A 13276-nucleotide genomic window follows, 5' to 3' on the forward strand; every position below is an offset into this window, starting at 1 on the left:
CCTCGGGCTGCGGCGCCTTCGGGGCGCCGCCCGAACTCCGGCCGCTGCACTGCAGCGGCCTTTGTATTTTTTGAATTCAAGCAGTGGAGAGCCGCATGGTTCCCGTAATCGCCCTGGTGGGCCGACCGAACGTCGGCAAATCTACAATGTTCAACCGCCTGACCAGGACCCGCGATGCCATCGTTGGCGACCTGTCTGGCCTGACCCGTGACCGTCAATATGGCGAGGCGCGCTGGCAAGGGCGCTCCTACATCCTGGTCGACACCGGTGGTATCTCCGGTGACGAACATGGCATGGACGAAAAAATGGCCGAGCAGTCGCTGCTGGCCATCGAAGAAGCCGATGTGGTGCTGTTCCTGGTCGATGCCCGTGCCGGTCTGACCGCTGCCGACCAGATGATTTCCGAGCACCTGCGCAAGCGCAACAAGCGCTCGTTCCTGGTGGCCAACAAGATCGACAACATCGACCCGAACACCGCCATTGCCGAGTTCGCACCGTTGGGTATGGGCAACGCCATCGGCGTGGCCGGCGCCCAGGGCCGTGGCGTGAACAACCTGCTCGAGGCTGTGCTCAGCGACTTCCCGCGGGACAAGGAAGAAGAAGAGATCGACATGAACGTCGCCGAGGGCGAGGAAGCCGTGCGCATTCCTGGCCCCAGCGAGAAGGATGGCATCAAGATCGCCATCATCGGTCGCCCCAACGTCGGCAAGTCGACCCTGGTCAACCGCATGCTCGGTGAAGACCGTGTGATCGTGTACGACCAGCCCGGCACCACCCGCGACAGCATCTACATTCCCTTCGAGCGCAATGACGAGAAGTACACGCTGATCGACACCGCCGGTGTGCGCAAGCGCGGCAAGATCCACGAGGAAGTCGAAAAGTTCTCGGTGGTCAAGACCCTGCAGGCGATCAAGGACGCCAACGTGGTGATCTTCGTCATGGATGCCCGCGAAGGCGTGGTGGACCACGACCTGAACCTGCTGGGCTTCGCCCTGGAAGCCGGTCGCGCCATCGTGATCGCGCTCAACAAGTGGGATGGCATGCAGCCGGGCGAGCGTGACTACGTGAAGACCGAGCTGGAACGACGGCTGTTCTTCGTCGACTTCGCCGACATTCACTTCATTTCGGCACTGCACGGCACTGGCGTGGGCAACCTGTACCAGTCGGTGCAGAACTCGTTCAAGTCGGCGGTCACCCGCTGGCCGACCAGCCGCCTGACCCAGATCCTCGAAGACGCGGTCAGCGAGCACCAGCCGCCGATGGTCAACAGCCGTCGCATCAAGCTGCGCTATGCCCACCTGGGGGGTGCCAACCCGCCGATCATCGTGATCCACGGCAACCAGGTGGAGAAGGTGCCCAAGTCCTACTCGCGCTACCTGGAAAACACCTACCGCCGTGTGCTCAAGCTGGTCGGTACGCCGATTCGCATCGAGTACAAGGGTGGCGAGAACCCGTACGAAGGCAACAAGAACACCCTGACCGACCGCCAGGTCAACAAGAAGCGCCGCCTGATGTCGCACCACAAGAAGTCGGCCAAGAAGCGCAAGGACAAGCGCTGATGGTGCGGGAGCCGGCCTTGCCGGCGAAATGGGCAGCGCGGATCAACTGAACCGCGCTTACCCTTTCGCCAGCAACGCTGGCTCCTACAACCTGGCGGTCCAATCCGCTATGCTCGGGGCCTGACCGCGCAGGAAAGAGGGCTCCATGATCAGCAGCAAGTTGCCGAACGTCGGCACCACCATCTTTACCACCATGTCCCAGCTCGCCGTGCAAACCGGCGCCCTGAACCTGTCCCAGGGCTTTCCCGATTTCAACGGCCCGCAAGCGCTGCTGGACGCGGTAGGGCGGCACATCAGTGCCGGCCACAACCAGTATTCCCCCATGACCGGCCTGCCGGCCCTGCGTCAGCAGGTAGCGGCCAAGGTCACTCGCCAGTATGGCGTGACGGTCGATGCCGACCACGAGGTGACCATCACCCCCGGCGCCACGGCCGCGATCTTCTGCGCCATCCACGCGGTGATCCGCCCCGGCGACGAAGTCATCGTCTTCGACCCCTGCTACGACAGCTACGAACCCGCCGTGGAACTGGCCGGTGGCCGTTGCGTGCACGTGCAACTGGGCGCCGACAGCTTTGCCATCGACTGGCAGAAACTCAGCGATGCGCTGAGCCCGCGTACCCGCATGATCGTCATCAACTCGCCGCACAACCCCAGCGGCGCGCTGATTACCCGTGCCGAGCTGGACCAGCTGGCGGCGCTGATCGCCGACCGTGACATCTATGTGCTCAGCGACGAGGTGTACGAGCACCTGGTGTACGACGGCGCGCGCCACGCCAGCGTGCTGGCCCACGAAGCCCTGTACGCGCGGGCCTTCGTGGTCAGTTCGTTCGGCAAGACCTACCACGTGACCGGCTGGAAGACCGGCTATGTGATCGCGCCGCCAGCCCTGAGTGCCGAGTTGCGCAAGGTGCATCAGTACGTCAACTTCTGCGGCGTGACGCCGCTGCAGTGGGCGCTGGCCGATTTCATGGCCGAGCACCCGGAACATGTCGAAGAGCTGCCGGCGTTCTACCAGGCCAAGCGCGACCTGTTCTGTGGCCTGCTGCAAGGCTCTCGCTTCCAGTTCAAGCCGGTGGCCGGTACGTATTTCCAGCTGGTGGACTATTCGGCGATTCGCCCGGACCTCGACGACGTGCAGATGTCGGTATGGCTGACCCGCGAACACGGCGTGGCGACCATTCCGGTGTCGGTGTTCTACCAGCAACCCATTCCCGAGCAGCGCCTGGTGCGCCTGTGTTTCGCCAAACGCGAGGAGACGCTGCGTCAGGCAGCGGAAAAACTATGCGCGATCTGAGTACATTGCCCAACTTGACCGTGGCGCTGGTGCAGACCAGCCTGGCCTGGCAGGACCGCATGGCCAACTACGAGCATTTCGAGGTGCTGCTGGAGCAGGCCCGCGGCGCGGACCTGATCATCCTGCCGGAGATGTTCACCACCGGTTTTTCGATGGACTCCGAAAGCCTGGCCGAGCCGGAAAACGGCCCCACCTACAAATGGCTCAAGAGCCAGGCCAGGAAGCTCGATGCCGTGGTGACCGGCAGCGTGATCATCCAGGCCGAGGACGGCAGCCACCGCAACCGCCTGCTGTGGGCGCGCCCGGACGGCGAGATCCTGTTCTACGACAAGCGCCACCTGTTCCGCATGGCCGGCGAGCACAAGCATTACACCCCCGGCGAGCGCCAGGTGCAGTTCGAGCTCAAGGGGTGGCGGGTGCGCCCGCTGATCTGCTACGACCTGCGCTTCCCGGTGTGGAGCCGCGATGCACAGGACACCGACCTGCTGCTGTACACCGCCAACTGGCCGGCGGCACGGCGCCTGCACTGGAACCGCCTGCTGCCGGCACGGGGCATCGAGAACCTGTGCTATGTGGCGGCGGTGAACCGCGTGGGCACCGATGGCAAGGGCTTTGGCTACAGCGGCGACAGCCAGGTGCTGGACTTCCAGGGCGAGAGCCTGCTCAGTGCCGGCGAGGCAGACGGCGTGTTCACCGTGGTGCTGAGTGCGGCGGACCTTGCCGCATACCGCACGCGGTTCCCGGCCAACCTGGATGCCGACACCTTCGACCTGCACTGACCCCTTCGCCGGCAAGGCCGGCGTCTACGGGCATCCACCAGCCCCGTAGGCGCCGGCCTTGCCGGCGAAGAGTGACGCTCAATACACATCCCGCCGGTACCGCCCCAGCTCGATCAACTGCTCAAGCTCTTCAGCCCCCAGCACCTCGGCCAGCACCGCATCCACACCCGCCGCCATGCCTTCAAGGCTGCCGCAGATATAGATCGACGCTCCCTCCGCCAGCCATCGGCGCAGCTCATCAGCCTGTTCGCGCAGCCGATCCTGCACATACACCTTCTGCGCCTGGTCCCGCGAGAACGCCAGGTCCAGCCGCGCCAGTTCACCACTCGCCAGCCAGCCCTGCAGTTCCTCCTCGCACAGGAAGTCATGCGCCCGGTTACGTTCGCCAAACAGCAGCCAGTTGCGTTGCTCGCCGTCCACGATTCGCGCCCTCAGCAGGCTGCGCAACCCGGCCAGCCCGGTACCGTTGCCGATCAGGATCATCGGTGCCGGAGCCGTCGGCAGATGGAAACCGCTGTTGCGGCGCAACCGCACGCTCACGCTCGCGCCCAGCGCCAGGTGTTCGGTCAACCAGCCCGAGCCCAGGCCCAGCGTGCCGTCCGGATGACGCTCCTGGCGCACGATCAGCTCCAGCACACCATCACTGGCAATCGAGGCGATGGAGTATTCGCGCGCTGCCACCGGGATCAACGCATCCACCAGCGCCTGCGCGTGCAGGCCGATCAGGTGGCCGCGGCTGGCCGGCAACAGCCGCCCGCCCAGTGCATGGTCCAGGCGCTCCTCCAGGCCGTCCACTCGCACAGGCGTGTGAGGCTCAAGGCCAAGCCCGTCGAGCAACGCCTTGACCGTCGAACCGGCATTGCGCGGCAGTACATCGACCAGGTCCCCGGCATCCCAGCGCTCTGGCTGCGACGGTTGCAGGCCGAGCAGGTACACCGGTGCGCCCTGGCTGCCGGGGTTGAGCAGCTCGCGTCGGGTCAAGGTCCAGGCGCTGAACTGCGGCGGCTGCCAGGCAGACAGCGGCGCTGCGCCGGTCAATGCCGCCAATTGCTGCTGCCATTGCTGCAAGGCAGCAGGATCTGCACTGTCGACTTCCACGGCAGAGAAACTGGCGGTGGCACCGCGAGCCTCCAGCCAGTGCTGCAAGCTGCGCGCAAACCCGCAGAAATGCGGGTACTGGCGGTCTCCCAGTGCGAGCAGGGCGTAGTTCAGGTTACCCAGCGTCCACGGCTGGCCAAGCACCTTGCGCTCGAAGCCGCGGGCGCTGTCCGGCGCCTCGCCGTCGCCAAAGGTGCTGACCACGAACAGCGCGCGTTGCGCCTGCTGCAGATCGGTTTCGGTCAGCGTCGCCAGGGGCTGCACGCGCACCGCCAGGCCCGCCGCCTGCAGTTGCCCGGCGCTCTGCCAGGCCAGTTGTTCGGCGAAGCCGCTCTGGCTGGCAAACCCCACCAGCCATCCGTTGCCTGTGTCGCCGGCCGGGTTCAGGCCCTTGCGCGCCTCGCGTACCTGGCGCTTCTTGCGCCTGCGGTCCAGGTACAGCAGCCAGCCGGTGATGAAGAACAGCGGCATGCTCAGGCTGGCGAGGGTCACCAGGATGCGCCCGGTGAGCCCGAAGTAGCTGCCCACATGCAGGGCATACACGCTGGCCAGCAGCTGCGCCTTGAACGACTTGTCGGCGTAGCGATCGTGCTGGCGTACCGCGCCGGTGGCCGGGTCCAGGCTCAGGGTGTTGAGCGCGCGCTCGTGCTCGGCGTTGTCGAGCAGGTAGAACAGGGTGGCGGGCTGGCCGCCGGCCGGTGGCAGGCGCAGGTTGTAGGTGCGCAGGCCCGGGCCGGCCGCTGCCTGCAGGCTGGTCCAGATGGCGTCGTAGTCCACCACCAGCGGCGCCGCATCCTTGCCGGGTGCGGGCGGGCGGCCACGGCCTTCGCCGCGCTTGCGCTGTTCGCCAGCGGCCGGTGCATCGCCCAGCAACCGGTTCAGCCCCTCGCGGTACCACTCGTAGGACCAGAACAACCCGGTCAGGGCAAACAGCAGGTAGAACAGCAGGCACCAGGTACCGGCCACCGCGTGCAGGTCCCAGTTGAAGGCACGACCTTTCTTCGCCCAGTCCAGGGTCAGCCAGGTTCGCCAGTTCAGCGCCTGGCGCGGCCAGCGCAGGTACAGCCCCGACAGGCAGAAGAAGATCAGCATCAGGGTACAGGCACCGGTGATCTGCCGGCCGGTGTCGCCCATGGCGAGGAAGCGGTGCAACTGCAGCATCAGGTCGAAGAACCCCTGGCCACTGACCGGGGGCTGCAGCTTGCCGGTGTAGGGGTCGGCATAGCGCAGGGTGCCGCGGCGCTCGCCCGGCGGTGGGGTGAAGAAGATGCGCGCAGCTTCGTCGCTGCGCACGTTCACCCACAGCATCGACACCTTGTCGCCCTGTTCGGCCTCGACGCGGCGCACCAGTTCGGCCGGCGGCAGCACGCCTTCGTCGCGCACCTGCACCTTGAGCACCTGTGGGTTGAACAGGCGCAGCAATTCGTCCTGGAACGACCAGGTTGCCCCGGTCACTCCCATCAGCGCCAGCACCAGCCCGGCGGTGATGCCGAAGAACCAGTGCAGTTGAAACAGGCTTTTCTTCACCACATCGACCACCTTGTGTTGCGGGTTGCGTGAATGCGCCGCGCATTATGCCTTGATACACAAAGGCCCCGATCACCGAAGTGAACGGGGCCGGGCCTGCCAGCTGCCGTCAGAAGTGGAAGCTGGTGGTCAGCAGCGCCGTGCGACCGGCCGCCTGGTTGGCGTAGTGCGCCGCGTAGGCCTTGTCGTAGTAGACCTCGTTGGTGAGGTTCTGCACGTTCAGCTGCAGGTCGACGTTCTTGGTCAGCTTGTAGCTGGCCATGGCGTCGTAGCGCCAGTACGAATCGACCATCACGCTGTTGGTCACGTTGCCGAACACGTCGTCGACGTAGAAGGCACCACCGCCGAGGGTGAGTTTTGGCGTGACGTTGTAGGTGGTCCACAGGGTCAGGCTGTTGTTCGGCGTGTTGGGCATCTGGTTGCCGTCGTTGTAGCCGTCCACCAGCACACCGCCGACCGACTGCGCGCCACCGTCGACCAGCTTGGCGTCCATGTAGGTGTAGCCGGCGAATACCTGCCAGTCATTGGTCAGCTTGCCGGTGGCGGTCAGCTCCAGGCCATCGACGCGGCTCTTGCCGGCGTTCTGGTAGGTGTTGGCATCGACCAGTACGCGGGCGTTTTCCTTCTCGGTGCGGAAGATCGCGGCGGTCAGGTTCAGACGCTGATCGAGCAGGTCCCACTTGGTGCCGATTTCGTAGTTGGTGGTCTCTTCGGCCTTCAGGTCGCTGGTGGTGGTCGGCGTCAGCAGCGGGTTGCCGTCGCTGCCTTCACCCAGCGAAGCGCCGGCCGGGGTGGCCGAGGTCGCATACGAGATGTACACGCTGCCGTTGTCGGTCGGCTTCCAGGTCAGGCCCAGCTGGCCGGTCACGAACTCGCTGGTGTCTTCGGTCTTGAAGCTGGTCGCACCGCCCGCCACCTTGGTCTTGGCCTTGGTGTCGAAGTGGTCGTAGCGCAGGCCCATGGTCAGCAGCCAGGCCGGGTTCAGCTCCAGGGTATCGGTCAGGTAGATGGCGCGGGTGCTGCTGGTGGTGTCGGCGCCGGCATCGGTACGGGTCACGTCGCCGCCCCAGGCCTCGTTCGGGTTGGGATTGGGGAACGAGGTGCACACACCCGGGATCTGGCCGGTGGCCGAAGAGCAGTTGCCGGAACGGAAGCCGGTGATGTCGTAGCCTTCCTTGGTGGAGGCCTCGCGGCTCAGCTCGATACCGGTGGAGAAGGTGTTCTTGAACCCGCCGATGTACACCTCGCCGAACAGGTCGGTCTGGTTGGTGGTGGTGCGGGTGTTGGCCACGCGGTTGTTCGGGCGGCGCCAGACTTCACCGTTGAGGATGTTGCCCTTGCTGTCGTCGGGCTGGCTGTAGATGAAGTCTTGCAGGGTGTTGCCGTGGCGCAGGGTGTTCTTGAGGGTCAGCGCATCGTTCAGGTCGTGCTCGACGGCGATGGTCGCGATATCGGCACGGGTCTTGTAGAAGTCGCGATCGACCAGGCCGTAGTAGTTGCTGCTGCGGCCGCCATCGTCAGGCTTGTCCGGGTTGGCCGAGGTGCGCCCGGCGGTGCTGCCCGAGCGCAGGCCGTAGGGGATGCCCGAATCCGGCAGGTCGTCGCTCTCCACGTGGTAGTAGTCCAGGCTCACGCGGGTCGGGGTGCCCAGGCCGAACACCAGGGACGGGGCCACGCCCCAGCGGTCGTAGTTGACCTCGTCGCGACCGGCCACGTTGCTTTCGTGGCTCATCAGGTTCAGGCGAAACGCTGCGGTGTCGAGGAACTGGTAGTTGCCATCGAAGGTGTAGCGCTTGGTCTGGTCCGAGCCCCAGGTGAAGGCACCGTCGGTGCTGTTGCCCAGGTGGGCCTTCTTGGTCACCAGGTTGATGGTGCCACCGGCTGCACCGCGCCCGCCGATGGTCGAGTTGGGGCCCTTGGCCACTTCAACCGATTCGATGGCGAAGATCTCGCGGGTCTGCGAGCCCACGTCACGCACGCCGTCCAGGTACATCGAGCCTTGCGAGTCGAAGCCGCGAATGAACGGGCGATCACCCGACGGGTTGCCGCCTTCGCCGGCGCCCATGGTGATGCCCGGCACGGTACGCAGGGCATCCTGCAGGGTCAGGGCGTTGGTGTCCTTGATGACCTGTTGCGGCACCACGGTCACGCTGCGCGGGATGTCCACCAGCGGCGCCGTGTACTTCTGCGATGAGGACTTCTCGACCTTGTAGTCGGTGCTGGCGGTATCGGCCTGGCCATTGATGCTGGTGGCATCCAGCGCGATCGAGCCGCTTGTGGCCGGGGCTGCGTCGGCCGCATAGGCCAGGTGGCCGGCGGACGTGGCGCTCAACGCGACCCCGATGGCAGAAGCAAGCAGGCGTGGTGAACTGACAGCGGTAGGCACGTAATGGCGCGACATCGGAAGGTCCCCAAGGTGTGAAGGCGCCGAAATATAATGTAAACAAATATGAGTAACAATTGAGATCAATTGCTATTCGTACTGAATTTACATTCTTTACACCTTTGTGTGGCGGTTTATGCCTGCTGAAACGTCCCGCCCCTCGCAAGGGGCTTGTACTGGTTCAATAAGAATCAATACCATTGACGCCCTTTAGCCGACCCCTGGTGCCTGCGCCATGCTTTTACACATTCCCGGCCTGTTCACCCGCGAAGAAGTGCAGCGTATTCGCCAGGCGCTGGAGCAGGCCGATTGGGCCGACGGCAAGATCACCGCGGGCTACCAGTCGGCCAAGGCCAAGCACAACCTGCAGCTGCCCGAGGCGCACCCGCTGGCCAAGGAAATCGGCAGCGCGATGATCGAGCGCCTGTGGAGCAACCCGCGCTTCATGTCGGCGGCGCTGCCGTTCAAGGTGTTCCCGCCGCTGGTCAACTGCTACCGCGAAGGGGGCAGCTTCGGCTTTCACATCGACAACGCCATTCGCCAGCCGCGCGGCAGCCATGAGCGGGTACGTACCGACCTGTCGTCGACACTGTTCTTCAGCGACCCCGACGAATACGACGGTGGCGAGCTGGAGATCCAGGACACCTATGGCCTGCAGCAGGTCAAACTGGCGGCAGGCGACATGGTGCTGTACCCCGGCACCAGCCTGCACAAGGTCAACCCGGTAACCCGTGGGGCGCGCTATGCGGCGTTTTTCTGGACCCAGAGCATGGTGCGCGAGGACAGCCAGCGGGCCTTGCTGTTCGAGATGGACAACGCCATCCAGCAGCTCACGGTGGATGTGCCCGACCACCCGTCGCTGATTCAGCTCACCGGCACCTACCACAACCTGCTGCGCCGCTGGGCAGAGGTCTGAGCCGTGACCTTCAGCCTGCGTCGCGAAGAACAGGTCGATATCGACCAGTTGCATCAACTCATCGAACACAGTCCGGGCAAGGCGGCCCAGGCCCTGCTGGCGGCTGCCGCGCAGAACGTTGTCGAGGCACAGCTGCTGCTGGGGCAGATCCTGCTCGACGGGCGTGGCATCGAGCAGGACCCGGCACTGGCGCGGACCTGGTTCGGCATTGCCGCCCGCCAGGGCAGTTCGATGGGGCACAACATGCTCGGGCGCTGCCTGGAGCATGGGTGGGGAGGGCAGGCCGACCTGGCGGCGGCGGCCGCTCACTACCGTGCGGCCGCTGCCGCAGGGCTGGACTGGGGTCAGTACAACCTGGCCAACCTGCTGGCCACGGGGCGGGGTGTGGGCCAGGACCATGCTGCGGCCCTGCACCTGTATCAGCAGGCCGCCCACGCCGGCCACGCCAAGTCGATGAACCTGCTGGGACGTTACCTGGAGCAGGGGCTGGCCTGCGCGGCCGACCGGCACGCCGCCATGCACTGGTATCGTCTTTCTGCCGAGGCCGGCGATTTTCGCGGGCAGTTCAGCCATGCGGCGATCCTCGCCGAGCAAGGCCACATGGAGCAGTCGCTGGTGTGGCTGCAAAAGGCCCTGGAGCAGGGTAACGGCAACTTCCTGCGTGCTGCAGTGGCCAGCCTGGAGCAGGCCGAGCAGCCGCAGATCCAGGCGATGGCGGGGGCCTATCGGCAGCGTCTGGAGCAGGTGTCGCGGCAGGCCACGGAAAGCCTTCACTCTCGGGTTTAGCCTGCCGCCTTTCTATGCTCGATCACTCCCATGCTTCTCAAGGAAGATCGACCATGAACAGCAACCACCGTCTTGCCAGTCACCCGGGCCTTGCCTGCGCAGGGGGTCCCCATGAGTGACACCTGGAATTTCTCATTCATCGCCAGCCTCTACTCGGTGACGCCGGGCCACAAGGGCCGTATCGGTATCAGCCTGGTCGAAGGCGGCATCGACAACGATGGCTGGTTGCAGGTGATGACCGACACCCGGCTCATCAAGCCGGTCAATTTTCGTTTCGACTACGTCTCCCACACCGACCGGCGCATTACCTACAACATCTCCAGCTCTTCGGATACCGGGTTCTATCGGGGCGCGGCGGTGGGCAAGAACTTCAATCACTATGTGGGCCTGTTCCCGGGGGTACCAGCGAGCCCTGGCTGGTCAAGCCCATGGGGGAGTGGGGCGACCATGACGTGCTGCGACTGAAGCTCTATGACACCTACGAGTGCAGCATCGGCAACTACCGTCACTCCGACGGCATGGATTACCTGAATGTGATCAGCGGGGAGAACCTCGAGTTCGAGGCACATGTACTGCGTGTGCTGAGCTGACCGCGTGGGCCCATGAAAAAAGGCGACGGTTGCAACCGTCGCCTTTCGTGTGCAACTGACCCGTGGTTACAGGTAGTACGCCTTCAGCGGCGGAAAGCCGTTGAACTCCACCGCGCTGTAGCTGGTGGTGTAGGCGCCGGTCGACAGCCAGTACAGGCGGTCACCGATGGCCAGGTTCAGCGGCAGGCCGTACTTGTAGTGTTCGTACATGATGTCGGCGCTGTCGCAGGTCGGGCCGGCGATCACCACCTCTTCCATCTCGCCTTTCTTCTCGGTCCAGATCGGGAACTTGATCGACTCGTCCATGGTTTCGATCAGGCCGGAGAACTTGCCCACGTCGGTGTATACCCAACGCTCCACGGCGGTACGCGACTTGCGCGCCACCAGCACCACTTCGCTGACCAGGATGCCGGCGTTGGCAATCAGCGAGCGGCCAGGCTCCAGGATGATTTCCGGCAGGTCGTCGCCGAAGTCTTCCTTGAGAAAGCGAATGATCTCTTCGGCGTAGGTTTCCAGGCTGTTGGTACGGGTGATGTAGTTGGCCGGAAAGCCGCCACCCATGTTGATCAGCTTGAGCACGATGCCGTCTTCTTCCTTCAGGCGCTCGAAGATCACCTTGACCTTGGCGATGGCCGCATCCCACACGCTGATGTCGCGCTGCTGCGAACCCACGTGGAAGGAGATGCCGTAAGGCACCAGGCCCAGGTCGCGGGCCAGGATCAGCAGGTCCATGGCCATGTCGGTCTGGCAGCCGAACTTGCGCGACAGCGGCCAGTCGGCGGTGGTGGAGCCTTCGGTAAGGATGCGTACATACACTTTCGAGCCCGGTGCTGCCTTGGCGATATTGCGCAGGTCGGCTTCGGAGTCGGTGGCGTACAGGCGCACGCCCTTCTCGTAGAAGTAGCGGATGTCCTTGGATTTCTTGATGGTGTTGCCGTAGCTGATGCGCTCCGGGCCGATGCCGCGGGCCATCACCTTGTCCAGCTCGTAGATCGAGGCGATGTCGAAGTTCGAGCCCTTGTCCTTGAGCAGGTCGATGATTTCGACCGCAGGGTTGGCCTTGACCGCGTAGTACACCTTGGCGAATTCGAAACCGGCGCGCAGGTCGTCATAGGCCTTGCTGATCATGGCCGTGTCGATGAGCACGAACGGGGTTTCTTGCTTGTCGGCGAACGCCTTCATTTTGTTGAAGGTATCGCGTGCGAAGTAGTCTTCGACCTGGATCGACATGCTGGGGGACTCCATGGGCAAACTGAATGAATAAGTGGCTGCAACTGAGCGCCCTCCGTATCCCCACTTTGGTTCGCCTACTTCCCAAGGCATGTCGCCGAAAGCAAAAAGGTCAACCGGGTCGCAGAAGCTGCGCAGCGGGTGACCTTGCTGTCTCGTCGTCAGTACTTGAGCCGGATGGATCGTTTCCAGCATGGACGCTCGGCGCGAACTTTAGGACCTGAAGGATTCAAGATCAACAAAAAATCTCGCGTTTTTTCGCTACGCTGACGCACGTTGCAGACACCCCTCGTTTTAACCGACCCGGATGACAGGCAGATGTTCCCGAAGTTTTGCGAAGCGTTAAAAATACCCGCACGTTCGCAGCTTTTGCAGGCCAACTCAGCTAAAACAACGATGGCGTCAACTTCGGCGACGATGGCCCCAAAAGGTTGGGCAAGCGCACGCAAACAGCTTGAACGGGCAGGGCACGGGCACCGTTCACAGCGGGGCGTGTGTGCATATTTTTAGCCGCTCGCATGGGCGCTGTTGCAGGGCAATCGCTCGGCGGTGATTGCCGGGTTTAATAAGAAACATTACTATTCGCAACCTCCCTCCCGCCTAGCGACGACCCCCGCACCGTGTCTCGACACAAAGGCTTCCTCGATCACTACCATGAGCTGATCGGCACCTGGACACGCAAGCTGCGCAGTCGTCAGCAGGCCGAGGACCTCGCGCACGATGCCTTTGTGCGGGTGCTGGAAAACCCCGCCCTGCCAGTCGAGCAGCCGCGCGCCTATCTGCACCAGACGGCACGCAACATTGCCGTGGACGGCTACCGGCGCGAAGACCGGCGCCAGGCCCTGGAGCAGGAAGGGCTGGACCTGTCGCCCACCCCGGGCGATGACCCCGAGGCCTATGTGCATGCACTGGAGCTGGCCGACAGCGTGGAACGCGCCCTGGCCGAGTTGCCGCTCAACTGCCGCAAGGTGTTCATCTGGCAGAAGCTCGAAGGCCTGACCCAGGCCGAGATCGCCGAGCGCATGGGCTTGACCAAGAACATGGTCGAAAAGTATATGATCCGCACGCTCCGGCATCTGCGTGAGCACCTGGATGTGTCAACGAGATGAGTCAG

General features: G+C 64.1%; 11 protein-coding genes. 8 read left to right on the forward strand and 3 right to left on the reverse strand.

Features of this window, described 5'->3' with window-relative positions; genetic code table 11:
• The first annotated feature begins 95 nt into the window (after positions 1-95).
• From der to LOY33_RS04625, 3 genes are all read left to right on the forward strand, one after another.
• Positions 96-1559 carry a ribosome biogenesis GTPase Der gene (der, locus tag LOY33_RS04615; protein ID WP_043862517.1) on the forward strand — a complete coding sequence of 488 codons (1464 nt, stop codon included), beginning with the start codon at positions 96-98 and terminating at the stop codon, positions 1557-1559.
• A gap of 145 nt (positions 1560-1704) precedes the next feature.
• Positions 1705-2853, forward strand: coding sequence for a pyridoxal phosphate-dependent aminotransferase (locus LOY33_RS04620; RefSeq protein WP_258661927.1), 1149 nt, complete (start codon positions 1705-1707; stop codon positions 2851-2853).
• Positions 2841-3632, forward strand: coding sequence for an amidohydrolase (locus LOY33_RS04625; RefSeq protein ID WP_043862515.1), 792 nt, complete (start codon positions 2841-2843; stop codon positions 3630-3632). The genes LOY33_RS04620 and LOY33_RS04625 overlap by 13 nt, the downstream gene beginning before the upstream one ends.
• 78 nt (positions 3633-3710) lie before the next feature.
• Here LOY33_RS04625 and LOY33_RS04630 read toward each other — a convergent pair whose 3' ends face one another.
• Both LOY33_RS04630 and LOY33_RS04635 read right to left on the reverse strand, forming a co-directional pair.
• Complete coding sequence (locus tag LOY33_RS04630) at positions 3711-6260, reverse strand: sulfite reductase flavoprotein subunit alpha (protein ID WP_196932729.1); 2550 nt, start codon at positions 6258-6260, stop codon at positions 3711-3713.
• Positions 6261-6366: 106 nt separating this feature from the next.
• A complete protein-coding gene (locus LOY33_RS04635; protein WP_058541413.1) occupies positions 6367-8658 on the reverse strand; it encodes a TonB-dependent siderophore receptor in 2292 nt (763 codons plus the stop codon).
• 217 nt (positions 8659-8875) lie between these two features.
• Here LOY33_RS04635 and LOY33_RS04640 point away from each other — a divergent pair, with 217 nt between their 5' ends.
• The 4 genes from LOY33_RS04640 to LOY33_RS04655 all read left to right on the forward strand — a co-directional run bounded on the left by LOY33_RS04640 (position 8876) and on the right by LOY33_RS04655 (position 10932).
• Positions 8876-9556 (forward strand): Fe2+-dependent dioxygenase, encoded by a 681-nt coding sequence (locus tag LOY33_RS04640; RefSeq protein WP_043862512.1) that lies wholly within the window; start codon positions 8876-8878, stop codon positions 9554-9556.
• Positions 9557-9559: 3 nt separating this feature from the next.
• Positions 9560-10342, forward strand: a complete 783-nt coding sequence (locus tag LOY33_RS04645; RefSeq protein WP_213606972.1) for a tetratricopeptide repeat protein — start codon at positions 9560-9562, stop codon at positions 10340-10342.
• Between the two features lie 111 nt (positions 10343-10453).
• The gene (locus LOY33_RS04650; RefSeq protein WP_258661940.1) at positions 10454-10807 is read left to right on the forward strand and encodes a hypothetical protein; all 354 of its coding nucleotides are present in this window, start codon (positions 10454-10456) and stop codon (positions 10805-10807) included.
• A complete protein-coding gene (locus LOY33_RS04655) occupies positions 10795-10932 on the forward strand; it encodes a hypothetical protein (RefSeq protein ID WP_258661942.1) in 138 nt (45 codons plus the stop codon). The genes LOY33_RS04650 and LOY33_RS04655 overlap by 13 nt, the downstream gene beginning before the upstream one ends.
• Positions 10933-10998: 66 nt before the next feature.
• Here the strand turns inward: LOY33_RS04655 and LOY33_RS04660 are convergent, their stop codons facing one another.
• A complete protein-coding gene (locus tag LOY33_RS04660) occupies positions 10999-12162 on the reverse strand; it encodes a type III PLP-dependent enzyme (protein WP_043862509.1) in 1164 nt (387 codons plus the stop codon).
• Positions 12163-12782: 620 nt separating this feature from the next.
• Here LOY33_RS04660 and LOY33_RS04665 point away from each other — a divergent pair.
• Positions 12783-13271: an RNA polymerase sigma factor gene (locus tag LOY33_RS04665; protein ID WP_043862508.1), complete on the forward strand. Its 489-nt coding sequence runs from the start codon at positions 12783-12785 to the stop codon at positions 13269-13271.
• Positions 13272-13276 lie beyond the last annotated feature (5 nt).

The organism is Pseudomonas sp. B21-036, assembly GCF_024748925.1.
Lineage (GTDB): Bacteria > Pseudomonadota > Gammaproteobacteria > Pseudomonadales > Pseudomonadaceae > Aquipseudomonas > Aquipseudomonas palmensis.

Coding starts and splice junctions, on each gene's coding strand:
- der (WP_043862517.1), top strand. CDS start 96: ATGGTTCCCGTAATCGCCCTGGTGGGCCGACCGAACGTCGGCAAATCT.
- LOY33_RS04620 (WP_258661927.1), top strand. CDS start 1,705: ATGATCAGCAGCAAGTTGCCGAACGTCGGCACCACCATCTTTACCACC.
- LOY33_RS04625 (WP_043862515.1), top strand. CDS start 2,841: ATGCGCGATCTGAGTACATTGCCCAACTTGACCGTGGCGCTGGTGCAG.
- LOY33_RS04635 (WP_058541413.1), bottom strand. CDS start 8,658: ATGTCGCGCCATTACGTGCCTACCGCTGTCAGTTCACCACGCCTGCTT.
- LOY33_RS04640 (WP_043862512.1), top strand. CDS start 8,876: ATGCTTTTACACATTCCCGGCCTGTTCACCCGCGAAGAAGTGCAGCGT.
- LOY33_RS04650 (WP_258661940.1), top strand. CDS start 10,454: ATGAGTGACACCTGGAATTTCTCATTCATCGCCAGCCTCTACTCGGTG.
- LOY33_RS04660 (WP_043862509.1), bottom strand. CDS start 12,162: ATGTCGATCCAGGTCGAAGACTACTTCGCACGCGATACCTTCAACAAA.